We start from the raw sequence: 25,304 nt of genomic DNA on the forward strand, positions 1-25,304 counted from the left end.
GCAGATTTGAGATGACTGTTGCGCAATTAATTGATATTGATGCAAAAAGAACGAAAACGAGTAATGAAGTATATCAAACATCTACAATGCTTGCGCTATTAGATGGTATATATGATGGTGTGATTAGCTTTGAAGATTTGAAAAAACATGGTGATTTCGGCATCGGCACATTTGATCAATTAGATGGTGAAATGATTGCATTTGATAATGAATTTTATCATTTACGTTCAGACGGTTCAGCGGAAAAAGTAGAGCCAGAAGAAACAACGCCATTTGCGACTGTAACGTTTTTTGAAAAAGAAATGAGTTATACGGTAGAGCGTCCGATGAATCGTGAAGAAGTTGAAGCGTTATTACATGAATTAATGCCAAGTAAAAACTTGTTTTACGGTATTCGAATGGACGGTACGTTCCGTGAAGTAAGGACGAGAACTGTTCCAAGACAAGAAAAACCGTATACACCGCTCGTTGAAGTGACGAAATCACAACCAATCTTTTCATTTGAAAATACAGAAGGTACGCTTGCTGGATTTTGGACACCAGATTATGCGCAAGGTATTGGGGTAGCTGGATTCCACTTACATTACATTGATGATGAAAGAAGCGGGGGCGGACATGTTTTCGACTATGTTATAGAAAACTGTACCATCCAAATTTGTCAAAAAGCTCATATGCATTTAGCACTTCCAGAAACAGCTGATTTTATGGCGGCTGAATTATCAAGAGAAAATTTAGAGGCTAATATTGCAACTGCGGAAGGTGCAGAGTAAGAGGGAAAGACTGTTCCATTTTGGAACAGTCTTCTTTTATTCGTAATGTTATTATTTGTCGATAAATCGATATTTCTTGTCGAACCGTTGATATATTGTAAGTTACGATAGATATATTTGAAAAATTGTTGATATCGCTTATTTTTTTGAAACAAACGGATGTCCCTCATAATAAAAACGCCACGGATAGTGTACAGCTTCTTCTGCATAGTCGATATTAATACGAGGTCCTGCTGTTATTTTATATTGTGATGATATGTGTTCTTCTTTTGGAACTAATTCAATATGTAACGTATCACTTTGTAACGATACACCGCGTTCTTTTAAAGTGATGCCAAGTGCACGGCATAGTTTGCCAGGACCGTTCGTTAAATTTTTGTACTGCGCTTTTGTAATTTCGGTCTTATTGTAGCGCGCTAGTTTTATTTCTTCTATTCCATCTACCGGCTCAAGAGCTCGAATGAGAACACCTTGTGGGGTGCCCACTGGCGCTGTAATAACGTTAAAGCAATGATACATACCGTAAATTAAATATACGTAAGCATGCCCTGGTGCACCAAACATAACTTCTGTGCGATCTGTCCGTCTGCCTCCGTAACTATGTGCGGCCTTATCATCCGGGCCTTTATATGCTTCTACTTCTACAATGATTCCGCTTCGCTTTATTCCGTCTACAATATGAACAAGTTTTTGCCCGAGTAATTTTTTTGCGACTTCTAACGTATCGCCTTCATAAAAAGAAGGAGGTGCCTGCATTGTACTATCTCCTTTGCTAAGTGTATATGTATATAGTAAACCAAATTTTCAGTAGTAATTCTAACTCGTTCTATTTGCTACATTTATTTCATAAATTATGGATAGAGTACAACAGCGAAGAGGGGGAGTGCGACATGATTTATCGCTTACTAGCTCTTAATATAGATGGGACACTACTATACAACAATGGAAAAATTGCAAAAGGATTAAGAGAAACAATTGAATTTGTGAAAAGAAAAGATGTATACGTTACGTTATTTACGAGTCGTAATTTTCAATCCGCTCATAAAGTAGCAAAGGCGTTAAAATTAGATTCTATATTAGTGACACATGGTGGTGCTTTCGTTTCAGCAACGTTAGATAAGCCGTACGTTCAAAGAAGATTGTCTGAAGAGAAGACTTTTAACATTGTGCAAGTGTTAGAGCACTTTGATTGTAACGTACGTATTTCTCATGAACGGTTTTCGATAGGAAATCGTGAGAGAAATACACCAAACTTAATTGCGCGCACTGTATTATCAAGCGCAGATCCGTTATTTTATCCAGTTCAATTTGTAGATTCGTTAGGTGACGCGCTTCGTGACCATCCGGTAGCGGCGCCAAAAATTGATGTTCTTTTCCAAACTAAAGGTGAAAAAGAACGCGGGCTAAATACATTAAGAAAAGCGTTCCAAGATGTAGAGTATGTTGAATGTGATTCAAAACGAATAGAAATTTTACCGCAAAATGTATCAAAGTTACGCGGGTTACAATTGCTTGGAGAGCATTTAAATATTTCGCTAAATGAAATGGTTGCGATTGGAGATAGTATGGAAGATTTAGAGGTTATTGAAAACGTGGGACTTGGGGTAGCGATGGGGAACTCGCCTGTAGAATTAAAGCAAGCAGCCGATTGGATTACACGTTCAAATAGTGAAAACGGTGTAGAGTACATGATTAAAGAGCATTTCCGTAAGCAGTTCCCGCTTCCGTTTTTGAAGAATCATAAAAATACACCGAAACGATGAAAGAAAAACGTAGCTTTTTGGCTACGTTTTTTGTTGAGCTTATTAAAATGAATGAAAACGTTTTAAAATGTGAATTGTGTATGAAATCTATACAATTCACTTGAATCCTTTAGAAAACTAATGTAAAGTGAAGGATGTTGTCAAAATAGTTACACCACATGAAATATTCTTCAGATTAATTTTATTGGGCTCCCATACGTAAAAGTATTTCCGCATGACAGTTTAGTTCACGTATTATTTCAAAAATGAATTGTAGTAATTTTATTAAGTAGTTGTAGCGTTCCTTTGTTGTATTTAAATGGATTATTTTAAGTTAATGTGAGTAAGACCTGGTACATATGAAATGTACTTCTTTTTGTGATTTTAGGAAGTTTAAAAGGGGGAATGAATTTCTTGAGGAAATCATTTAATCAAAAAATTAAAAAGTTAAGTAGTAGTTTAATAGTTGTATTACTAATATGTATGAATTTTTTAATCCATTTACCATTTAAAGCAGAGGCAGCTACAACAGAGTTAAAAGGTTTAGGTGATGTATCTTATTACAACGCCATCATTTTTGGAGATCATAGTGCAACGAGTGCTGATATTGAAGGTGCGATGGCTGTTCAGAAAAATATGAACGCATCAAGTTATACAGTCGTAGCGGCTGCAACTGGAGCAAATAACTTAGCTGGAGCAACTTGGGTAGATGAAGGATATCCATCATTATTACTAGGCGGTCAATTTACGAAAGCGGGAGCAGGACAAGTAATTATTCAAGATGGAACAGTGGCGATGACAAAAGACGGTGATCCAGATGGCGCAATGAAAACGTCATATGACCGTATCTCTTATAAAGAGCAAGCGGAGATTGATGCTAAGTTTAAAGAATTTAGAAAAGACGTTGATGGTGTAATTGGGGATGCAAGTAAACTACACACTGATAAGCCAAAACCTAATATGAGCTTTGGAATCGGTGAAGATGCAAACAACCCTAATATTTATGTCTCTTCAGGCCAGACGGGAAAGAAAGCATTCGATGTAAAAGACGTTTTTCTTCCGAATGTAGAGAATAAAGACTTTATTGTTATTTATTCAGATGCAGAAGAAGTGAGTTTTGGTGGCGGTGCAATTTTATATGATACAAGAAATACTGGGATGGCGACGGATTTAATTAATACATCTCAAGCATACGACCCTAATTCATCTTTTACTGAGTTAGCTAGTAAGGTAATTTGGGTATTTCCTAATGCTACAAAGATAACAACTAAAGGTTATGGTGTAGTAGGTAGTGTGTTTGCACCTAATGCAGTTGTAGAAACAAAAGGTGGTTCTATTAATGGACAAGCCTATGTTGGAGGATTACACCAAAGAGATGGTTTTGAGGTTCATAACTTTAAATTTAACTGGCCAAAATGGAATAAACCAGCAGCTGAAAAAGGACATTTACAAATTAAAAAAGTTGATGAAAACGATGAAAATATTGTTTTAAAAGACGCAAAATTTGATGTTATAGACAAAGATAATAACGTTGTGGCTACTGTTACAACAAACGAAAAGGGTATTGCGGAAGTTAAAGATTTACCACTTGGTGACTATTTTGTAAAAGAAATAAATGCACCAGAAGGATATATAAAAGTTGATACACCAGTCAAAGTAACAATTGATAATACAAACGTAATTGAACTTGTTATGAAGAATACGAAAAAAGTAGAGAATGGCCAATTTAAATTATTGAAAAAAGATAGTGAATCCGGTCAACTTCTGCCAGGTGCAAAATTTGATGTTATCGATAAAGATGGGAAAGTTGTGGAAACAATTGTTACAGATGATAAAGGTGAAGCCTTATCGAAACGACTTCCAGTTGGAAGCTATACATTAAAAGAAGTAGAAGCACCGAAAGGGTATGAATTATCATCTAGTTCAGTTTCTGTTGATGTAGAGGCTAATAAAGTATTGACTGTAGATGTGGTGAATAAAAAGATTCCCGAAAAAGTAACAGGTCAATTTGAAATTGTGAAAGTAGATGCGGAAGATAAAACGAAGGTATTATCAGATGCAGAATTCGAAGTGTATAAAGAGGGTAAAAAAGTAGATACGTTACGAACAGATAAAACTGGTAAAGTAGTTTCTCAGAAATTAGAACCAGGAAAGTACACATTAAAAGAAACGAAAGCACCACAAGGATATAAATTGCTAAAAGAAGAAATTGAAGTCGTTGTGGAAGCAAACAAAGTAGTAGAAGTACAAGTAGAAAACGCAAAAGAACTAGGAAGCTTACAAGTAACCAAAAAGGATGCAGAGAGTGGAAAAGTTCTAGCAGGTGCAGAATTTAAATTGAAAAATGAAGCTGGTCAAGTAGTTGGAGAAGCGAAAACAACGAATAAAGACGGTGTTGTGAAATTCGAAAACTTAGTGCCAGGAAAGTACACGTTAGAGGAAACGAAAGCGCCGGAAGGTTATAAAGCGCTAGAAGTGATAGTAGAAGTAAACGTTGTAGCGAACGAAGTAGTAAATCAAGAAGTTACGAATGAAAAAGTAACAGGTCAATTCGAAATTGTGAAAGTAGATGCGAATGATAAAACGAAATTGTTATCAGGTGCAGAATTCGAAGTGTATAAAGATGGTAAAAAGGTAGCGGAACTGAAAACAGATGAGAGTGGAAAAGTGATGTCACCGAAATTACCGCTAGGTGAATACACAGTGAAAGAAACGAAAGCACCAGCGGGCTACAAGCTTTTAAATAAAGAATGGAAAGTAACAATTCAAAACGAGAAAGAAGTAGTAAAAGTAGAGGCAGAAAACGAAAAAATCTTAGGTTCTCTACAAATTATTAAAATGGATGATAAAGATCAAACGAAACGCTTAGCAGGAGCAGAATTTACATTGAAAGATGCGAAAGGAAATGTTGTAAAAGAAGGAATTACAACAGATAAGTCTGGAACGGTTAAGGTAGACGGACTTGTGCCAGGTGAATATACGTTAGAAGAAACAAAAGCACCAGAAGGTTATGAGTTAACAAAACAAATAATTCATGTAACAGTTGACGGTGAAAAAGTTATTGATGTAAAAGTAACGAACGGTAAGAGCCTTGGGCAATTCGAAATCGTAAAAGTAGATGCTCAAGATAAAACGAAAGTATTATCAGATGCAGAATTCGAAGTGTATAAGGATGGTAAAAAAGTAGATACGTTACGAACAGATAAAACTGGTAAAGTAATTTCTCGGAAATTAGAGCCAGGAACATACAAATTAAAAGAAACGAAAGCACCACAAGGATATAAGTTGTTAAAAGAAGAAATTGAAGTCGTTGTGGAAGCAGACAAAGTAGTAGAAGTACAAATAGAAAACGCAAAAGAACTAGGAAGCTTACAAATAATCAAAAAGGATGCAGAGAGTGGAAAAGTTCTAGCAGGTGCGGAATTTAAATTAAAGAACGAAGCTGGTCAAGTAGTTGGAGAAGCGAAAACAACGAATAAAGACGGCGTTGTGAAATTCGAAAGCTTAGTGCCAGGAAAGTATACGTTAGAAGAAACGAAAGCGCCGGAAGGTTATAAGGCGTTAGAAGTAACAGTAGAAGTAAATGTTGTAGCGAACGAAGTAGTAAAACAAGAAGTTATGAATGAAAAAGTAAAAGAAGAAATTACAGGTCAATTAGAAATTACAAAGGTAGATGCTAATAATACAAATAAAACATTAGCAGGCGCAGTGTTTGAAATTTGGAAAGACGGAATAAAAATCGACACATTAACAACAAATAAGAGCGGTAAAGCGACTTCTAAGAAGTTAGAACCAGGAGATTACACTTTAAAAGAAATCCAAGCGCCAGAAGGATATACTTTATCCGATAAGGAAATGAAATTTACGATTTCTAATGAAAAAATTGAAGTTGTAAAGCTTCAAATTACAAATAAAAAAGATACAGATAAAGATCCGGAAAAACCAGGTGAAGGAACAGAGAAGCCTGATGAAGGAACAGGAAAACCAGGTGAAGGAACAGGAAAACCAGGTGAAGGAACAGGAAAACCAGGTGAAGGAACAGGAAAACCAGGTGAAGGAACAGGAAAGCCGGGTGAAGGAACAGAAAAGCCGGGTGAAGGAACAGAAAAGCCAGGTGAGGGAGTAGAAAAACCTAATTTACCAGAACAAGGACAAGGTTCTTCTAATAATCAACAACTCCCAGCTACAGGACACAATACGAATTACGTTCCATTCATCGGTTTTATGCTTCTGTTACTAGGAATACGTTTAAGATTCATGGCTAAAAATAGCTAATAGATATATAAAAGGCATCAGAGATTATACAATCTCTGATGCCTTTTTAAGTGAATACAGATAAAATGAAAATATCTATAGGAATGATAAATATTTTAAGCTTCAATTACGCTAAGCATTCTGTTTATAAATGCAGCTGCGTGAGCACGTTGTGATGGTCCTTTTGGTACGAATTGATTCAATTCATTACCTTTTACAATTCCGTATCCATACACTCTTTGTACTTCTTCTTTAGCGTAAATTAAGTTTTGGTCTACGAATGGTAGTTCAACTTGTTTTGCAAAAATACCAGCGTGTTTTAGAGAACGATCGATCATAATAACAGCTTCTTCGCGTGTAATTGTAGTATTTGGGTCAAATGTATTATCACCACGTCCGCGGATTATGCCTGCGCTTGCTGCACGATTAATACCGTCTCGTAACGATGGGTGTACTTGTTCTAAGTCTGTGAAATTAGCATTTCCACTTGGTAATTGTAAAGCACGAGTAATTAATGTAGCAAATTCAGCACGCGTTACAAGACGTTCTGGGAAGTACTTGCCGTTTCCTTCTCCTTGCATAATGCCTCTAGCTGCTAATTGACGAATGTCTTGTTCATACCAGCCACCTGTAATGTCATCAGTTACTGGATTTTTTTGATTTTCTTTATAGTATGTTTCAGTTCCTTTTAAGAAAGCATCCCATTGTCCGCGTTGAATCATAAACGCAGGGCAGTTTTTTCCTGACCAAAATTGGTGTTTTTGGACCTTATCTAGAGAAATATTTAAGTCGTTCATTAAATAAGCTGCCAATTTACGGGCATTTTCTACCGCTTTTTCATAGTTTCCATCTTGATTAACGGCAATTTCAATTCCGATAGATTCATAGTTTCCAGTTTTATTTCCAGCATGCCATCCAACTTCATTTACCGGAAGATGTTGATAAATTTCTTTATCATCTACTGTGAAATGCCAAGATGCGGCGCGATCAGCTGTTCCGCGTGCTTGATTATCTAAGAATTTTGCATGATTTAGAGCATTAGCACCTTTCGCTGTATTAGCCGTTTCGTGAATCGTAATATATTTAGGCACCATCGGGTAGCCAGGTCGAATATCGTCATTTCCTTTTGGGACAATCATTTCTTTAAATGTAACGCCATAAATATTGTTTGTTTGTAGAGCTTCTGGCGATCTCAATAAACTGTTTTTAGCAGTACGACTGTTTTTTAATAATGAAGCTTTTGTACCTTCAAATGTAGCAGAAGGTGCATAAATCCATTTTGCTGTTTCGTTTATTTGGACTTTAAACCAATTTCCAGCTTGTTCAGTAGGAGTAATGACTTGTGGCTCTAGTTTCCCTTCTTCTTTAAACGATTGGAACGGAAGTGCATGTATGGAAGCTTCTTCTTTTACGATTAATTTTTGGTTAGATAGTTTATGAATCTCTTGAACTTCTAAGCTATTATCATTGTTATCTATCCATCCAGCGCCAGTTGACGTCGTTATGTAGTAAGCATTTCCTTTTTTCTTTGTCGCCGTTACGACTTGTTCTGTAATCTCGATATTCGATTTGTTTTTTAAATCATTCGCGGTATATAATGAATGTTTTTTTGAAGTGTATAGTAGGAATTGGCCAGTAACCTCGATATCTTCTTCATGAGTACTATGCTCATTAACATGCTCCTTAATACTTTTAAAAACTTGATCCTCCGTATATACTTCGGCGGATTTTTCAGCACTCTCTGCAAATGAATAAGTAGGTGCAAGAACAGTTTGTAATGCAAGAGAGAGAGTTAAAACACTATAAAATTTCTTTTTCATATTTGTTTTTAACACATTAGATTGTGGAATCTAGTGTTAACAGTCCTCCTTTTATATTGTATTTTCACTATGTATCGATTTTAACACTAATAAATTTTAACAAGAGAAAATGATGATGTCTATATACATGAGCGATATTCATAAAAAGAATTATTTGAAAAAATGTAAGAGAAACAGGTAAAACCTTCTGTATTGACCTGTAAACGCCCTTCAAGTAAACTAAAGAGAGTTTGCAAATGAAAAGGTGATAATGTTGTTAATTTCAATTAAAACGTTACAAGATGATCGTTTTTTACGTCCGCTACAAAATATTGGCGGCTTATTTTTTGAAGATAGTACGATTGGATTTGAACAAGAGGAAGCGAATCTGATCGTTGATATACACATTGAAGAGAATGTGAAAGCATCTGCTCGTTTAACAGATGTTGCGACTGGAAATGTGTATGAAGAAACATTCGCAAAAGATTTATCTGCTTTTACAGATGAAAAAGAGCGTATGAAGCAAGTGAAACACGTTGTTTCTTATGTATATCTTTCTGTTCTTCAGCAGTTAACTGGTATTGAACAAAGCTGGGGTATTTTAACGGGAGTACGTCCGACGAAACTTCTTCACAAAATGCTTCAAAATGGTATGTCAAAAGAAGAAGCCCATCAAGAACTTCGTGAAAGTTATTTAATTCATGAAGAGAAAATTGAACTTCTTCAGCGCATTGTTGATTGCCAATTAGCAGTTGTTCCGGATTTATACCGTTTGAAAGAAGAAGTAAGTATTTATATCGGTATTCCGTTCTGCCCAACGAAATGTGCATATTGTACATTCCCGGCTTATGCAATTAATGGACGCCAAGGATCTGTTGATTCGTTCTTAGGTGGTTTACATTATGAAGTTCGTGAAATTGGTAAGTTTTTAAAAGAAAAAGGTGTAAAAGTTACGACGATTTATTACGGCGGCGGTACACCTACAAGTATTACAGCAGAAGAGATGGATATGCTGTATGAAGAAATGTATGAAGCGTTCCCAGATGTGAAAAATGTGCGTGAAGTAACAGTTGAGGCAGGTCGCCCAGATACAATTACGCCAGCAAAGCTAGAAGTGTTAAATAAATGGAATATTGACCGTATTAGTATTAATCCGCAGTCATACCATCAAGAGACACTAAAAGCAATTGGACGTCATCATACTGTAGAAGAAACAATTGAGAAATACCATTTAGCTCGTGAAATGGGAATGAACAATATTAATATGGACTTAATTATTGGTCTTCCTGGTGAAGGGTTAGATATCTTCAAGCATACGTTAGATGAAACAGAAAAGTTAATGCCAGAATCATTAACAGTTCATACGTTATCATTCAAACGTGCTTCTGAAATGACGCAAAACAAACGTAAATATAAAGTAGCTGGTCGCGAAGAAATTACAGCGATGATGCACGAAGCAGAAGAGTGGACGCAAAAGCATAATTACGTACCATATTACCTATATCGTCAAAAGAATATTTTAGGTAACTTAGAGAACGTTGGTTATGCAATGCCGACGCAAGAAAGTATTTACAACATTGTCATTATGGAAGAAGTACAATCAATTATCGGACTTGGTTGTGGTGCATCAAGTAAATTTGTTCATCCGAAGACGGGAGCAATTACGCACTTTGCGAATCCGAAAGATCCAAAATCATATAATGATGGCTTTGTGAAATATACAGAAGATAAACTGAAAATTTTAGAAGAGCTATTTGCATAAGAAGAAAGAGGTTGTTCCGAGTCGGAACAACCTCTTTTTTATCCTGCAGTAACGGGCGGTCCGATTATATCTTATCAGTTTTTGTCGGTAAGTCGATATATTCGAAAAATCGCTGATATAAATTGAGTTGTGGTTGATATATTTCAAGTTACGGTCGATATATCTGGAAAATCTCCGATATAATTTCATTTACCGTCTAGCGGTACCGTATGTAAAACTATGTCGATAATAATCAGAAAAATTAGTCACATCATTAGAGGACAATGTCTACTTATGGACGAAATGATAGATTTATGAAAGAGAAAAGGGGGAAATTGTTGGCATGTATATGACGATAGGGAGAATTTTTGATTTATCAGTTGGTAAGTATCCAAATAAAGAGGCGTTAGTGGAACCTGAAAAAAATATTCGCTGGACGTATAAACAGTGGGATGAACAAATAAATAAAACAGCGCACGCTCTATTAGAAGAAGGGGTAAGAAAGGGAGATACGGTATCTGTTTACTTATATAATTGCCATGAATTTGTAAACGTTTACTTAGCCTGTGCGAAAATTGGAGCGATCTTTAACCCGATTAATTTCCGCTTAAAAGCAAAAGAAGTATCTTATATTCTTCAGGACGCATCCTCGAAAGTCGTTGTCTTTGAAAAAGCAGTTGAGTCAACTGTTGCTATAATTGAAAGAGATTTTCCAAATACATCTTTTTGGTCTATAGAAAACGATAAACCTTCCTATGCAAGTTCCTACCATGAAAAAGTGAATGAAGCATCTTCTGAGAAAGTAAATATCGAAATTGATGAAATGGATTATTGTTCTATGCTGTATACGAGCGGTACGACAGGTCATCCGAAAGGCGTGTTACATCGCCATCGTGAAATGGCTGAGCATAGTATGATTTGTACGTATTTCCTAAAATATAATAGAGATAGCGTTGGGCTTGTTGTTGCACCTTTATATCACTGTGGTGAATTAAATGCCGGAATCATACCACGCATTCAAGTTGGCGGAAAGAATGTTATTTTGCATCATTTTGATACAGAAACAGTATTACATACGATTCAAGAAGAAAAGATTACGACGTTCTTTGCAGCGCCGACGATGTGGAATATGTTGTTGCAAAAAGATTTAGCTCAGTATGATTTAACGTCAATGAAAATCGGTATATATGGCGGAGCAGCAATGGCACCGGCGTTAGTGAAGGAATGTAAAGAACGTCTTTATATTGATCTTGTTCAAATATACGGAATGACAGAAATGGGGCCAGTTGTTGCATTTCTGGTAGAGGAGGATCAAATTACGAAAGCTGGTTCAGCAGGCACGCCATGTTTTAGCCATGAAGTTCGTATTGTGAAACCGAACGAGGATGCACCGGCAGAACCAGATGATGTATTACCTCCTTATGAAGTGGGAGAAATTATTTTACGCGGCCCAACTATGATGGCTGGCTATCATAATCGTGAAGAAGCGAATAAAAAATCGATGTATAAAGGATGGTATCATTCTGGTGATCTAGGCTATTTTGATAAAGACGGTTATTTATTCGTTGCTGATCGCGTTGATGATATGGTAATTAGCGGTGGCGTAAATATTTATCCTCGTGAAATTGAAGATTTCCTTCATAGTCATCCAGGTATATTAGATGTGGCGGTACTTGGTGAGCCAGATGAATTATGGGGAGAGCGTGTTGTGGCAGTTATTGTGAAGAAAGATGAAACAATAACAGAAGCTGATTTAGAAACGTATTGCAAAGAAAGTGATGAACTAGCAGATTATAAACGTCCGCGTCATTATTTATTTGTAGATGAACTCCCTCGTAATGCGAGCGGGAAGTTGCAGAAGTTTGTACTGAGGGAGTCGTTGAAAGGTGCGAAAAAATAGAAAATGCAGGATACCCCATATCTATGGGGTATCCTGCATTTTTCTGTATTAAACAGAAGAAACAATATCTTTGTTAATTCTCATTTTTTCTTGGTGAAGGTTAATTAGCGCATTTGAAATAAGGTGGAAACACAAAGTGGATGTAATACAAAAAGAAAAGACACCCTAAGGTGCCTTTCTCCGACTTGAACCATTTCATTTCATACGAATCGGAATCTATCCGTATTACCATTACCCCTTTGTTATGAGTGTAAACACACACTATAAAGCAGAATCGTCTATATACACTAGATTGTTAGTTCACAAAAGACAAGAGATTTGAGATCAATATCGAAGTGACGCCACATCCCCTATAATAATTGATATGTTACGCCTTTTAAAAGAATCTGCTTTATAGAACGTGCCCACAAGTTATATTTTACTACATGTAATATTCATTCAGTGTATTTTTTGATGAATATGTATAATTACATAAACTGTATGAAAAAAGAGAGTATACTCTGATGTTGTGTAATAAAGATAAAGCCCGCCTATGGAATAGGGGGCTTTTCTTACTTTTTATAAATATTTATTCCAATTATATTATCAGATGAGTCTAAACGAATATAAACGTCAGCTGATAAAAGGTGTGCATTATATATTCGTTGTTTATATGTTGATATCTCGAAGCGTTTTCCATTTAATTCACATTCTAGAATAATCATATCGCCATGTTCTTTCCAATTTATTAATTTAGCAGTTGTATTCATATAAACCTCCTCTGAATCATTTTATGAAAATTAATAGAGATAGTGTGAGAAAGGAGTTTATATAACAAAAAAAGACACCTTAAGTGTCTTCTTTGATTACTATAAAAGTCGTTGAATGAAATAGGTTTCTATTTTTATTTGCGTGAAAAGCCTTCTTCATCAAGGTATTCCGCAGCTTCTGGATAAGAGTTGAATGTACCGTCTAAGTTTACACCAGCGTACACGTTCCACATGTCATCCTCTGAAATAAGAGTAAGAATATGACCATCTTCGTTCTGCCATTCTTCTTCTTTCGCAGGTTCTACAGGTGCTACTACTTCTTCTTGTGATAGAAGGTCAATTGATTTCTCAATTACTGAACGTAACTCCTCTGCTGAAAACTCACGGATGTTAACCATGCCTTTATCATCTGTTTTATAACCTTTAATACCGCTTGCATATACAAATCCATTTCCATTTGGGTGTAAATGAAATACAACGTTCTTTTTATCTAAACGACTTTCTTCAAAGTGGAAGTTTACACGTTTTAATGATACGTTCTTTCTTTCTAGTTCTGGGAAAGATTCAATAATCGATAATTTTTCTTCAAAAGTTAGCATAGTGCCTCCAAGTATATAGTAAAAGATTTAATTTGTTCATTATAGCATAGTTGCAATTGTTTCCAAAGATAAGGGGGAAACTTTTCATTGAATACGTTTACGTCACGAGAATGTAAAAAGTGAGCTAACGAATGTATCTTTTTAGGTGTACAATGGAACATGGACTTTATACAAAGGTGGTTTTTTTTATGTTTCAAAAAATAGCAAAGGAATGTTTAGCAGGATTTACTGTTGCGATTGTTGCGTTACCACTTGCGATTGCATTTGGTATTGCCGCGACAGGAACGTCTGAGGGAGCGCTTGTTGGATTGTATGGTGCGATTTTTGCAGGTTTATTCGCAGCGTTATTTGGCGGGACACCTGGGCAAGTAACAGGGCCAACTGGACCAATTACCGTTATTGCAACAGGAGTTATTGCGACGCACGGGTTAGAGGCAAGTTTTATTGCCTTTATGATGGCAGGGTTATTTCAAATTTTATTCGGTGTATGTAAGCTCGGTTCTTACGTTCGATATATTCCGTATCCTGTCGTTTCGGGATTTATGAATGGTATTGCATTAATCATTATTTTAGGCGAAATAAAGCACGTACAAAATAGTTTTTTACTTGTTGTGTTAACGATTATTGTAATGATTGTTTCTGGTAAATGGATTAAGGCGATTCCGTCTAGTTTAGTAGCACTAGTCGGTGTGACAGCTTTGCTTCCTTTATTTTCTTCCTTACTCGAAGGACTTACAGTAAAGTTACCGATTATCGGAAATCTTTCACTAAATAAAGTAATTGAAAAGATTGGAACCATTCCAGAAGCGATGCCTACGCTTCATATTCCATCTTTAAGTGGAACAGGAATAGCAGCACTTATTTTGCCAGCGCTTAGTATTGCTTTATTAGGATCGATTGACTCGTTGTTAACCTCGGTCGTAATGGATAATGTGACAGGTACACGTCATAAAAGTAATAAAGAACTGGTCGGACAAGGTATCGGTAATATGATGAGCGGATTGTTTGGCGGATTAGCAGGTGCAGGTGCGACTGTAAGGTCTATCGTGAATATAAGAAGTGGCGGTAAAACGGCACTTTCGGCATGTATGCATAGTGTTATCTTATTTATTTTTATTATGGGTCTTGGTTCGGTCGTACAATATATTCCACTTGCTGTATTATCAGGTATTTTAATTTTAACTGGTATTGGAATGTTCGATTGGGGAAGCATGAAAAAGATGCATGTCGCTCCTAAAGGTGATGTCGTTGTTATGCTCGTAACGATGATTGTAACGGTGAAGTTCGATTTAATGATTGCTGTTGCATTCGGTATTATTCTTTCGTTCATCATATATATGGTGAAATGTAAAGAACGTAAAACTTCTATCGTAAAAGAAAAAGAAGAAACGTACACAATTCAAGGACCGCTCTCTTTCCTATCAGTAGATCGTATTTTCTCTACTTTACAAGATGTGAAGTCACCGGTTATTTTACGTATGAAAGATGTGCGTTATATGGATGTATCAGGAGCTATGGCCTTATTAAATTTTGTTGAGCAATCAAATAAAGTAGGAGCAAGTGTAAAGCTTGAGCAAGTACATCCGAGTATTGAAAAAACAATCGCAGTAATGGCAAGCGATGAACAGAAAGAGCAATTGAAAATCTTAAGTGTTTAGATGGTAATTAGAATATCTCACAATCTTACATAAATTATAATGTAGAGTTGTGGGATATTTTTATAATGTTTTTAGTAATATGTATCGCAGTGATAGGGAGGAAGGGCTCTTTTTTCGTAACAGAAACGGTTATAGTGTGTACATACATAATGGAAGGAATTAGAAAAAATATTGTGAAGAGACAGGCTTAAATGGGTTCTCTTTTCTATTTTGAAAAAAAAACCAAGTATTCAACCTATAATAAATTTGTTATGATAACCAATGGGATAAAGTGAATTCCTATCGTTTAAAACAATATGTTTGAGAGTATATGTATAAAAGAAAAGAGAAAAAATATGAATAAAACATTTGTAAAAGGAGCAGCAATTTTAACCATTACAACTTTTTTGTCGAAATTGCTGGGTAGTTTTTTTCAAATTCCATTACAAAATATTGCAGGAGATGAAGTGCTCGGTATTTTCCGCCTTGTTTTTCCTGTATATATGATTGCTCTTACATTATCGGTAGCCGGAGTTCCACTTGCAATTTCGAAACTAATTGCAGAGTTGAACGAAAAAAATAAGCAAAAGGAAATTGCAAAATTATTTAAATCAGCGTCAATTATTGGGATAGCATTTGGCGTTTTCGGCTGTTTAGTCATTGTATTATTTTCTATTGAAATTGCAAATATGCTTGGTGGACAAGAAACTAGAATGCCGTTGCTTATTACTTCATTAGCGTTACTCATTGCGCCATACATGGCGGTGTATAGAGGGTATTTTCAAGGTTTCGGTGATATGAAACCAACAGGGGTATCACAGGTCATTGAGCAATTTGTACGTGTGTTTTTTATGTTAATAATTGCTTACATACTAGTATCATGGGATAAGAGTAATACTGTTATTACTAGTGGTGCGATGGTTGGCTCTTTTCTTGGAGTCATTAGTTCGCTTATATATTTGCGTATAAAATATAATAGAAGTCCATACTACAATAAAAGCAATTCCTATTCGCTCCGAGATTTAAGAGAAAACGGCAAAAAGATATTGCGGGTATCGATCCCAATCGCTATTGGAGCTTTATCAATGCCACTTTTAAATTTAGTAGACTCGCTTACAATACCGCATGTATTACAAGGATCATCAACAGAAATTCAAGAACAATTTGGAATATACAGTCGCGGTTTTGCATTCACGCAAATAATTGTTATTTTTGCAAGCGCAATTGTATTTCCGTTAATACCACTCTTAACTTCCGCATTGGCCAAAAGAGATATAAATTTGGCGAAAATAACAATTCAAAATACAAATCGACTAGCGCATGTTTTGACAGCACCGTTAACAATATGGTTGATGGCATTAACAGTACCTTTAAATGTCGGATTGTTCACAGATGTAAAAGGCAGTAGTATGTTAACAGTTATGATTGGCAGTTCGTATTTTACTGCGGTTATGGTATTATCAATAGGTGTTTTACAGGGCATTAACCGTTCTGCACAAGCTGCATGGATTGTTATTGGTGCGAGTTGTGTGAAAGTCGTGTTAAACATAATGTTCGTGCAGAAGTTTGGCATAGATGGAGCGGCGTATAGTACATTCATTACTTACGTATTGGTTTGTATTGTAAATCATTTGTATATTCGAAGCTATATTGCCTATTCTATTCATTTAAAAAGCTTTTTTGGTGTGCTAGCAATAGCATGTATTTTGGGACTAGGATTGTATGAACTATGTAATGTGATAAATATTACATCTTCAAGAATTATGACGTTATTATTCAGTGGTATAGCATTAAGTATTACAACCATTTTGTATGGTGTATGTGCTTTGAAATTAAAATGGATATCAATAAACAAAATACCATTTTTGAAAAGATAAATATAGAAATTTAATTTTTTATTATAATTCATATGAACTGATAAAGAGGAAACTATGTAGGGTATCAAGTGTTTAGGTAAGGAATGGGTACTAGTTTATGTTAGATGAAATAAACGGTTACCTAGTTTTGGAGGAGATTTAGGGTGCGTTTAGTCTTATCAGGATATTATGGTTTTTATAATGTTGGAGACGAGGCGATTCTACAATCAATTATTGAATCGTTAAGTAAAGAGAACCCGGATATAGAACTAGTAGTACTATCAAATGATTCTAAATATACAAAGGAAATGTATGGTGTAGAATCGGTAGATCGCTGGGATATAAAAGCTGTTTATCATGCAATCAAAAACAGTGATGGAGTTATTAGCGGTGGCGGGAGCCTTCTTCAAGATCAGACAAGTACGAAGAGTATTCTATATTATACGGGTATTATGGGACTCGCTCGATTATTAAAAAAGCCGTATTATATTTATTCACAAGGAATAGGTCCAATTACAAAAGGATATAATCGTCTATTAGTAAAATGGAACTTGTCAAAAGCTTCCTATGTATCAGTTCGAGATGAGGATTCGTTTTTATATTTAAAAGAACTTGGCATAAAAAACGATATTGAAATTGTTCCAGACCCTGTTTTAACATGGAAACGGACAAAACAATCGGATTGGTTGCAAAAGCATTCGATACATGGAAAAGTAATCGCGGTTAGTGTGCGTTATTGGAATGCAAAAGAAGATTATATAAAAAAATTAGCTGCGGCATTAAAAAAATTAAAGCAAGAAGGATACCAAATTCTATTTGTTCCAATGCATGAGCCATTTGATCAAAAAGCTTCGCGTGAAGTAGTAGACTTAATGGGAGAAGAGACGTATATGCTTCCATATAAAATGGATATCGATGAGAAAATATTCATTTTATCACAATGTTCATTACTAATTGGTATGCGTCTTCATGCACTAGTTTTTTCTGCTGTAGCCAAAACTCCAATGGTCGGGATTTCATATGATCCGAAAATTGATTCGTTTTTAAGTCAAGTGAATCAGCCAGTTATAGGAAGTGTGGATGGCGAATGGAGTGCTGAATATTTATATGAAATTGCGAAAAAGCAATTAATGCAACAAGGAACTGTGCAGCAAGAGTTACAATTGACAATAGATGAGCTTCGGTTGCAAGGCAAACAGGCAACAAAGAAACTCATTGATCATATGGAAAAAGGCACTTTATTAAAAAAGTAAAGTGTCTTTTATTTTGTTTTGAATGTAATGAAAATTCAAATTAAAAAACGTTTTATTTTAATTCCTATTTATTATGCTAAAATGATTGTGATTATTATATAATCAAATTTGTGATAATAAATTCGTAGATTACGAGGAGGATAACCTTGAAGACTTTTTCAAAAGGTATAACAGCAGTGGCATTAACGGGATCATTACTTTTAACTCCTATTTCAAGTTATGCGGCAAATGATGATATTACAGGACATATGTTTGAGACGAATATGCGCTCACTTATTACTAAAGGAGTTTTAATGGGGTATGGAGACAATGTATATGCGCCTGATAAATTAGTAACAAGAGCAGAGTTTGCTACATTCATAGCGAGGGCTTTAAATTTACCGAAAGCTGATTCGAATTTCGAGGATGTGCCGAAGACTTACGGTTTATATGATGGTGTAAGTAGAGCATATGGAGCGAAAATTATTAATGGTCGTACGAACGAGACGTTCTCACCAAATGATGTGATTACACGTGAAGAAATGTCGATCATGGTAAAGCGAGCGTTAGACTATAAAAATATTAAAGTAGCTGTAAGTCCGCTTACCTTTACTGATAAAGATAGTATTAACTATAAAGAACATGTGCAAGTTATGGTGGCTACTCAAATTATTAAAGGGTATCCAGAAGATAATACATTTAGACCACATTTATCAGCTACAAGAGGGATGGCTTCAGCTATGTTGGATCGCATGCTTCAGACGATTGAAAAAAACGGAAATAGCAATCCTGTAGAAACTAAGAAATATGTCGTGACAAATGTAAGAGAAAACGGAACAGAGCAAGAAGTAGAGCGCTATAATACGTATAAAGAAGCGGTTACCGCTGCTCAAAATAAAGGTATGAATGCGGTAAAATACGAGAACGAATTTTTATGGATTAAAGATGGTTTTGCAAGTGCGAAAAGAATAACTGGGCAAAACATCATTAATATTTATGATGAGAATTTATCAACAGTATATACGTATATTCAGTATGGAACAGAATTGAAAGTGTTAGAAGTTGGCGAAGATCGTGTGAAAGTTCAACTTTCTGGTTTGACAGGTTATGTGAAGAAGAATGAAATCACTTTAATTCCTACCAATGAAATGAAACAGTCGTCTTATTATGTGAAATCAGATGGATATTTATACCATAAATATTATACATATAATACAAGTTCACCTGGATATACAGAATTTAGATATGGTGTGGCACCTTCTTTCATGAAGCAAGGACAGCAAATGTATAGTGTAGATGGAAAGACATTTGGAGACGAAACTTTCTATCAATATTTCAATTATTTATCATTACGTTCGAAAACAGATTATACAGCTGAACAACTAGATAGTTATGTGAAATCGATTAAGCCAGACTCTCCATTAATTGGTTTAGGAAAGAAATTTAAAGAAGTAGAAAGCAAGTATAATGTAAATGCATTATTCTTATATTCATTAGCAATTCATGAAAGTTATTATGGAACAAGCGCTCTTGCAAAAGACAAAAATAATTTATTTGGTTTAAAAGCAACAGACGATAGTCCATATGGTAACGGAGAAGCATTCAATTCAAAAGAAGATTGTATTGAACATGCAGCAAAATTATACATGAATGAAGGATATTTAAATCCAGGACATTGGCGTTATACAGCAACATATACAGGTGATAAAGCTGCTGGTTTAAATGCGAAATATGCATCTGATGCGAACTGGGGTAAAAAAGTAGCGGGGCATATGAACCGTTTTGATTCTTATTTAGGTAAAAAAGAATACAACAAGTACAAACTTGCACGTGTGATGAATAACGTGGAAGTGAAAAAGAATCCTAGTATATCAAATGAGAGACTGTATCGTTTAAATACAAATGTAGTTGTCACAGTTATTGGTGAAGAAATAATAAATGGAAAAGCGTGGGTTAAAGTTATTTCAGATAATCCTACTGTAACAGAAGCGTATATTGCAAAAGAAAGCTTAGAATACGTAAAACATTAATTAAATAAAAAAGAAGGTGCTACTAATATTTCGTAGCACCTTCTTTTTATTCAATTTCAAAATCAACAATGATATAAGCGAGTATCACAACGAAGAAAATACTAACGGCTGGCGCTGTTAATACGTGGCCAGACATAAAGCCAATGCCAAGTGATAGAATGAGTGTGCTCGTTAATAGCATATACTTTACGCTCATGATTTTCTTAAAGTTTGTGATCATGCGGATGAATAATTTAATACCAAAGTATAGAAACGGTATTAAATAAATAAGGAAACCGACAATTCCAAATGCGAAAAATAGGTCATGGAAGTCCATTTCAATTAATTTAATTTTATCTGTGTAGTTACCAGCATAACCCATTCCGAATAGTTTTTGTGAAAGCGGTGCGTCTTTATAGTACTGTTTGTATGTTTTTAAGAATTTGTCGCGATCGCTGTAAATTAAACTTTTTACTTCAGAATCTGTAAGTTCACCTTTTGCATGTTTTTTTGCATCTTCTGGATCTTCTTTAATTACTTTTCCTTCTTTTCGATCTTTCTCTTCTTGTACTGATTTTTTGTATTCGTATATTTGCATGTGAATGCCCATATTTTTTGCGATAGGAGTATGTGGTGTAAGAGCAATTAAACCTCCTAGTATAACAGCGGCAACAACGGTATTTACAATATGTGTGAATCCTTTTCCTTCTTTTTTACGATTTATCATATATTCAATGAATGAGAAGAAAAGTGCTACGCCTAATGTAATAACAATTGCGCCATATCCGACTTTCGTTCCGACCATAATACTTGCATACATCGCAAGTATTGTTGGAATCCAGTAATATATTTTTGAGAAAGAAGTTGTTTTATGAATCGAATATAAGACAATGATTGGGAACATAATGGCGAAAAGAGAACTTAAATCATTTCCAGCGAAGAACCAACCTCTTGAACCGATTTTTGAGTGCGGATAGCTTGGGAAATCCGTTCCAGTTTGCATTGCGACAATCATTGTGATGCTTAAAATTAAAGTTGCATATAAGAAATATGTAATGATTTTATGAAATACATACTCTTTATTTTTTAGCTCTTTAAAGGCGATAATATATCCAAACAGTAGCACAATTGGATATACGCTCTTTAAGATAAATTTAACTTCTTCTCCAAATGAAACTGGAGATTTAACCATCATATTATTTACAAGACCGATTGCGAGTGCGATTCCGAGTAAACATAAATAGAAGATGTACTTTTTCGCATCTTGTTGTTTGTGATGAAGAAGTAGGTATCCTAATGCAAGAAGCATAAAGGCGAAACGGACTACAACTCCAACTGTTGCGCTCATGTGTAGTATATAGATTGAAAAAGATGTTAATAAATCTAAAATTGGTTGAAACACAATGAATAGCAATAGGAAATGTGGGAAGTAGTTATCCGTTTGTTTCAACTTATTAACCATATGTTCCTCCAGTTCTTCATTCCTTTATTACAACACCCAAAAGATGGGTATAAAGCCTTTTTTATATAGTAAGGCGAATGAATTTCAATATTTGTTTTTTTATCAAACTTAAGAATACACCATTTCATTGTAATGGTAAATAGATGAAAAGCATGGATAAACCGACTTTAATTTCTATATTTTTCAACGGAATTGTATGTTTTATACGGTATATGTACAAATTGCGAGATTATTAGACAGAAAATTGAGAAAAAAGAAGGATTTTTCAGTGGTTTTCTATAATTATATAAGTATAATCTTTATGGAGAAAAGAGGGGTATATATAATGGAAATAACAAGTAAAACAGAATCTGTCGTTGTGAAATATGAAGGCCACGTTGCAACGGTTATGGTCAATCGCCCAGAGGTGTTAAATGCGTTGGATGAGCCGACCTTAAAAGAGTTATTACAAAAGTTGAAAGAAGTAGCGGAAAGTTCTGCGCATATCGTTGTGTTATGCGGGAACGGCCGTGGTTTTTCTGCGGGTGGGGATATTAAATCGATGCTTTCAAGTAATGATGAAAGTAAGTTTGATGGTATTATGAATACCATTTCTGAAGTTGTCGTGACATTATATACGATGCCAAAGCTTGTTATTAGTGCAATTCATGGACCAACTGCAGGTCTTGGATTAAGTATTGCGTTAACAGCTGATTATGTAATGGCGGATATATCATCTGTTATTGCAATGAACTTTATTGGAATCGCTTTAATTCCAGATGGAGGCGGTCATTTCTTCCTTCAAAAGCGTGTCGGTGAAAATATGACGAAGCAAATTATTTGGGAAGGTAAGAAATTATCAGCGACAGAAGCGCTTGATATCGGCTTAATTGATGAAGTAATCGGCGAAGATTTCCAAACGGCTGTGAAGCAGAAGATTAATGAATGGTCACAAAAGCCGATTAAAGCAATGATTCAAACGAAGCAAATTTTATGTGAAGTAAATCGTTCTAATTTAGAGCAAACATTGCAATTAGAAAAGCGTGGTCAATATGCAATGAGACAAACAGCGGATCATAAAGAAGGTATTGCTGCGTTTTTAGAGAAACGTTTACCAGCATTTAAAGGAGAATAAAGTTTGTCCATTCCTCACTGATTATTAGCTCGTTAATTCGGGATAAAGGGGAGAAAGTGCTAACACATTTTAGTATAATTGTGTTAGCACTTTTTTTAGGAGTAATACATGAAGAAAATGATCGGTGTTATCACTATTATTTTGCTTACATATTCTGCTTTGCATAGTACACCATCTTTGGCAGTTCGGACTGCGTTGTTTTTTGAGGGACATCCAAGTGTTGCATTTTCTGACGGGGTGACGAAAGAAAAAGATGTGAAAAAAGAAGCGATTCCAGATGAGTATCAAACTCTATATGGTAAGGACGAAGACTTAGAGCACTATTTCTTTCCACATGTAAGAGCACATGGATCAGGAATTGATATGTTAAGTGCATGCGTGAAGAAAAAATGGTTTTTCTATAAAGCAGAGCTCGGATGTTATTAAATATAGGAGGATGAATGATGTCAGCATATAACAAGTTAGTAAGAGATCGTGTTCCAGAGAAGATTTTAATGTCTGGAAAAACGTATACAGCACAAAAATTAACAGGTCAAGCCTACATACAAGCTTTAGCGAAAATTGGAACGGAAGAAATTCGTGAATTTGCTTCTATGAAAGAACGCGAACATGCACTAGATTCTCTTGCAGATGCGCTAGAGGTTATCATTTCATTAGCACGTGCAGAAGGTGCGTCGATTGAAGATGTGGAACGCCTTCGTAAGCAAAAAGAGATAGAGCGCGGTGGATTTGAAAGAGGTATTTATTTATTAGATGTTTCAGAAGAATAGTTTTATAGGAAAAGCATAGCGTTACTGAGTAACGCTATGCTTTCTTGTTGCAATGAAGCTAATAATGAAGAAGATAGCTGTTAATATCCAGCCGATTGTAATAGAAGTAGTAGTATGAATGGCATAAGAGATTTGTAAACAAAATAATGATGCTAAAAACCAAATGAGTGCAATGTGTATATATTTTTTTGATATATTCATATTTCAGGACTCCTTTTGTATACTAAAAAGAATTTTACTACAATTTAGAAAATTAAGCTATATAAGTAGAGGTTTTCTGGCGAATTTTGTATACTGAATAGTAGAGAAAATGAGGAGGAAACGACAATGGCACATCATACGAAAGAAACGATGGAACTGATTAAGGAGCTTGTCTCTATTCCGAGTCCATCTGGAAATACAGCAAAAATTATTAATTTCATTGAAAACTATGTCAGTGAGTGGAACGTAGAAACGAAACGTAATAATAAGGGAGCTCTTATTTTAACGGTAAAAGGGAAGAATGATGCGCAGCACCGCTTATTAACGGCACACGTTGATACGTTAGGTGCGATGGTGAAAGAAATTAAGCCTGATGGTCGCCTGAGTCTTTCTATGATTGGTGGATTTCGCTGGAACTCTGTAGAAGGGGAATATTGCGAAATTGAAACAGCAAGTGGCAAGACATATACAGGAACGATTTTAATGCATCAAACATCTGTACATGTATATAAAGATGCAGGTGAAGCAAAACGCGATGAGAAAAATATTGAAGTTCGTATTGATGAGCGCGTATTTTCAACTGATGAAGTACGCGAATTAGGAATTGAAGTAGGAGACTTCGTTTCATTTGATCCGCGTGTTCAAATTACAGAGAGTGGATACATAAAATCCCGTCATTTAGATGACAAAGTAAGTGTTGCGATTTTATTAAAATTAATTAAAAGATTACAAGATGAAAACGTAACATTACCATATACGACGCATTTCTTAATTTCTAATAATGAAGAGATTGGATACGGTGGTAATTCTAACATTCCAGAAGAAACTGTTGAATACTTAGCAGTTGATATGGGAGCGTTAGGTGATGGACAAACATCTGATGAATATACAGTATCTATTTGTGCAAAAGACTCTAGCGGCCCGTATCATTACGCACTGCGTAAACATTTAGTAGAGCTTGCGAAAACGAATCATATTGAATATAAAGTAGATATCTATCCATACTACGGATCTGATGCATCAGCTGCGATTCGCGCGGGATTTGATGTGAAACATGCTTTAATTGGAGCGGGTATTGATTCTTCTCACGCATTTGAACGTACACATGAAAGTTCTATTGCGCATACAGAAGCATTAGTGTATGCATATGTAATGTCTAATTTAATTGAAGAATAATTTCATAGATAGTAGAGAGCTGATTAAAAATAATATTTTTAATCAGCTTTTTATTTGGCGAAGCGATTAGGAGACATGTCCTAATCGTTTTTTTATCCCGCTATTTGTGGGCTGATTAAAGTTTTATTTTATATACATTCATTATAAGTTATATATATGCGATTTTTGTTATAAGGCCGGAAACGTATTTACTATAGATATATAATGTTATACACTATGAAAGGAATTAATTAATAGTTAATATTTTTTAGTTAGCTTGATTAAAAAAATTGTATGAATATGAAGTTTTGAGA

Annotated in this window: 19 protein-coding genes; 13 read left to right on the plus strand and 6 right to left on the minus strand. The window is 35.2% G+C overall.

Annotated elements, in window-relative coordinates:
• The first annotated feature begins 11 nt into the window (after positions 1-11).
• A complete protein-coding gene (alsD, locus tag ACTFN4_RS20080; protein ID WP_439962700.1) occupies positions 12-770 on the plus strand; it encodes an alpha-acetolactate decarboxylase in 759 nt (252 codons plus the stop codon).
• Between the two features lie 138 nt (positions 771-908).
• Here the strand turns inward: alsD and ACTFN4_RS20085 are convergent, their stop codons facing one another.
• Positions 909-1,526, minus strand: a complete 618-nt coding sequence (locus tag ACTFN4_RS20085; protein ID WP_001148797.1) for a DNA-3-methyladenine glycosylase — start codon at positions 1,524-1,526, stop codon at positions 909-911.
• 134 nt (positions 1,527-1,660) lie between these two features.
• On the opposite strand from ACTFN4_RS20085, the gene ACTFN4_RS20090 reads away from it, so the two are divergent.
• A complete protein-coding gene (locus ACTFN4_RS20090; RefSeq protein WP_000640431.1) occupies positions 1,661-2,533 on the plus strand; it encodes a Cof-type HAD-IIB family hydrolase in 873 nt (290 codons plus the stop codon).
• Positions 2,534-2,926: 393 nt separating this feature from the next.
• On the plus strand, positions 2,927-6,787 hold the full coding sequence (locus tag ACTFN4_RS20095) for a SpaA isopeptide-forming pilin-related protein (RefSeq protein ID WP_439962701.1): 3,861 nt from the start codon (positions 2,927-2,929) through the stop codon (positions 6,785-6,787).
• Positions 6,788-6,882: 95 nt separating this feature from the next.
• Here the strand turns inward: ACTFN4_RS20095 and ACTFN4_RS20100 are convergent, their stop codons facing one another.
• Positions 6,883-8,586, minus strand: a complete 1,704-nt coding sequence (locus ACTFN4_RS20100; RefSeq protein ID WP_002164626.1) for an S-layer homology domain-containing protein — start codon at positions 8,584-8,586, stop codon at positions 6,883-6,885.
• A gap of 250 nt (positions 8,587-8,836) precedes the next feature.
• On the opposite strand from ACTFN4_RS20100, the gene ACTFN4_RS20105 reads away from it, so the two are divergent.
• Together ACTFN4_RS20105 and ACTFN4_RS20110 are read left to right on the plus strand one after the other, a co-directional pair.
• A complete protein-coding gene (locus tag ACTFN4_RS20105) occupies positions 8,837-10,327 on the plus strand; it encodes a coproporphyrinogen III oxidase (protein WP_001998823.1) in 1,491 nt (496 codons plus the stop codon).
• Between the two features lie 322 nt (positions 10,328-10,649).
• On the plus strand, positions 10,650-12,206 hold the full coding sequence (locus ACTFN4_RS20110; protein WP_000281991.1) for a fatty acid--CoA ligase: 1,557 nt from the start codon (positions 10,650-10,652) through the stop codon (positions 12,204-12,206).
• Between the two features lie 551 nt (positions 12,207-12,757).
• On the opposite strand, the gene ACTFN4_RS20115 is transcribed toward ACTFN4_RS20110, so the two are convergent.
• Positions 12,758-12,955 (minus strand): hypothetical protein, encoded by a 198-nt coding sequence (locus ACTFN4_RS20115; protein ID WP_001098258.1) that lies wholly within the window; start codon positions 12,953-12,955, stop codon positions 12,758-12,760.
• Positions 12,956-13,089: 134 nt separating this feature from the next.
• Positions 13,090-13,554, minus strand: coding sequence for a hypothetical protein (locus ACTFN4_RS20120; RefSeq protein WP_000954998.1), 465 nt, complete (start codon positions 13,552-13,554; stop codon positions 13,090-13,092).
• A gap of 188 nt (positions 13,555-13,742) precedes the next feature.
• Here ACTFN4_RS20120 and ACTFN4_RS20125 point away from each other — a divergent pair, with 188 nt between their 5' ends.
• From ACTFN4_RS20125 to ACTFN4_RS20140, 4 genes are all read left to right on the plus strand, one after another.
• A complete protein-coding gene (locus ACTFN4_RS20125) occupies positions 13,743-15,212 on the plus strand; it encodes a SulP family inorganic anion transporter (RefSeq protein WP_000486653.1) in 1,470 nt (489 codons plus the stop codon).
• Between the two features lie 335 nt (positions 15,213-15,547).
• On the plus strand, positions 15,548-17,068 hold the full coding sequence (locus ACTFN4_RS20130; protein ID WP_001044001.1) for a putative polysaccharide biosynthesis protein: 1,521 nt from the start codon (positions 15,548-15,550) through the stop codon (positions 17,066-17,068).
• Between the two features lie 143 nt (positions 17,069-17,211).
• Positions 17,212-18,300, plus strand: a complete 1,089-nt coding sequence (gene csaB / locus ACTFN4_RS20135; RefSeq protein WP_001241591.1) for a polysaccharide pyruvyl transferase CsaB — start codon at positions 17,212-17,214, stop codon at positions 18,298-18,300.
• 146 nt (positions 18,301-18,446) lie between these two features.
• Positions 18,447-20,309: an S-layer homology domain-containing protein gene (locus ACTFN4_RS20140; protein WP_137026071.1), complete on the plus strand. Its 1,863-nt coding sequence runs from the start codon at positions 18,447-18,449 to the stop codon at positions 20,307-20,309.
• Between the two features lie 46 nt (positions 20,310-20,355).
• Here ACTFN4_RS20140 and ACTFN4_RS20145 read toward each other — a convergent pair whose 3' ends face one another.
• On the minus strand, positions 20,356-21,750 hold the full coding sequence (locus tag ACTFN4_RS20145; RefSeq protein WP_439962702.1) for an O-antigen ligase family protein: 1,395 nt from the start codon (positions 21,748-21,750) through the stop codon (positions 20,356-20,358).
• A gap of 301 nt (positions 21,751-22,051) precedes the next feature.
• Between ACTFN4_RS20145 and ACTFN4_RS20150 the strand changes: the two genes are divergently transcribed.
• The 3 genes from ACTFN4_RS20150 to ACTFN4_RS20160 all read left to right on the plus strand — a co-directional run bounded on the left by ACTFN4_RS20150 (position 22,052) and on the right by ACTFN4_RS20160 (position 23,634).
• Positions 22,052-22,864, plus strand: a complete 813-nt coding sequence (locus ACTFN4_RS20150; RefSeq protein ID WP_001999174.1) for an enoyl-CoA hydratase — start codon at positions 22,052-22,054, stop codon at positions 22,862-22,864.
• 108 nt (positions 22,865-22,972) lie between these two features.
• On the plus strand, positions 22,973-23,290 hold the full coding sequence (locus tag ACTFN4_RS20155) for a hypothetical protein (protein ID WP_000738198.1): 318 nt from the start codon (positions 22,973-22,975) through the stop codon (positions 23,288-23,290).
• A 17-nt stretch (positions 23,291-23,307) separates the two neighbouring features.
• Positions 23,308-23,634, plus strand: a complete 327-nt coding sequence (locus tag ACTFN4_RS20160; RefSeq protein ID WP_001277350.1) for a nucleoside triphosphate pyrophosphohydrolase — start codon at positions 23,308-23,310, stop codon at positions 23,632-23,634.
• Between the two features lie 21 nt (positions 23,635-23,655).
• Here the strand turns inward: ACTFN4_RS20160 and ACTFN4_RS20165 are convergent, their stop codons facing one another.
• On the minus strand, positions 23,656-23,835 hold the full coding sequence (locus ACTFN4_RS20165; protein WP_001027085.1) for a hypothetical protein: 180 nt from the start codon (positions 23,833-23,835) through the stop codon (positions 23,656-23,658).
• 126 nt (positions 23,836-23,961) lie between these two features.
• Between ACTFN4_RS20165 and ACTFN4_RS20170 the strand changes: the two genes are divergently transcribed.
• A complete protein-coding gene (locus tag ACTFN4_RS20170; protein WP_439962703.1) occupies positions 23,962-25,011 on the plus strand; it encodes a M42 family metallopeptidase in 1,050 nt (349 codons plus the stop codon).
• Positions 25,012-25,304 lie beyond the last annotated feature (293 nt).

The organism is Bacillus cereus group sp. MYBK95-2, from assembly GCF_051915225.1.
GTDB classification, from domain to species: domain Bacteria; phylum Bacillota; class Bacilli; order Bacillales; family Bacillaceae_G; genus Bacillus_A; species Bacillus_A cereus.

Coding starts and splice junctions, on each gene's coding strand:
- alsD (WP_439962700.1), top strand. CDS start 12: ATGACTGTTGCGCAATTAATTGATATTGATGCAAAAAGAACGAAAACG.
- ACTFN4_RS20085 (WP_001148797.1), bottom strand. CDS start 1,526: ATGCAGGCACCTCCTTCTTTTTATGAAGGCGATACGTTAGAAGTCGCA.
- ACTFN4_RS20090 (WP_000640431.1), top strand. CDS start 1,661: ATGATTTATCGCTTACTAGCTCTTAATATAGATGGGACACTACTATAC.
- ACTFN4_RS20100 (WP_002164626.1), bottom strand. CDS start 8,586: ATGAAAAAGAAATTTTATAGTGTTTTAACTCTCTCTCTTGCATTACAA.
- ACTFN4_RS20105 (WP_001998823.1), top strand. CDS start 8,837: ATGTTGTTAATTTCAATTAAAACGTTACAAGATGATCGTTTTTTACGT.
- ACTFN4_RS20110 (WP_000281991.1), top strand. CDS start 10,650: ATGTATATGACGATAGGGAGAATTTTTGATTTATCAGTTGGTAAGTAT.
- ACTFN4_RS20115 (WP_001098258.1), bottom strand. CDS start 12,955: ATGAATACAACTGCTAAATTAATAAATTGGAAAGAACATGGCGATATG.
- ACTFN4_RS20120 (WP_000954998.1), bottom strand. CDS start 13,554: ATGCTAACTTTTGAAGAAAAATTATCGATTATTGAATCTTTCCCAGAA.
- ACTFN4_RS20125 (WP_000486653.1), top strand. CDS start 13,743: ATGTTTCAAAAAATAGCAAAGGAATGTTTAGCAGGATTTACTGTTGCG.
- ACTFN4_RS20130 (WP_001044001.1), top strand. CDS start 15,548: ATGAATAAAACATTTGTAAAAGGAGCAGCAATTTTAACCATTACAACT.
- ACTFN4_RS20145 (WP_439962702.1), bottom strand. CDS start 21,750: ATGGTTAATAAGTTGAAACAAACGGATAACTACTTCCCACATTTCCTA.
- ACTFN4_RS20150 (WP_001999174.1), top strand. CDS start 22,052: ATGGAGAAAAGAGGGGTATATATAATGGAAATAACAAGTAAAACAGAA.
- ACTFN4_RS20155 (WP_000738198.1), top strand. CDS start 22,973: ATGAAGAAAATGATCGGTGTTATCACTATTATTTTGCTTACATATTCT.
- ACTFN4_RS20160 (WP_001277350.1), top strand. CDS start 23,308: ATGTCAGCATATAACAAGTTAGTAAGAGATCGTGTTCCAGAGAAGATT.
- ACTFN4_RS20165 (WP_001027085.1), bottom strand. CDS start 23,835: ATGAATATATCAAAAAAATATATACACATTGCACTCATTTGGTTTTTA.
- ACTFN4_RS20170 (WP_439962703.1), top strand. CDS start 23,962: ATGGCACATCATACGAAAGAAACGATGGAACTGATTAAGGAGCTTGTC.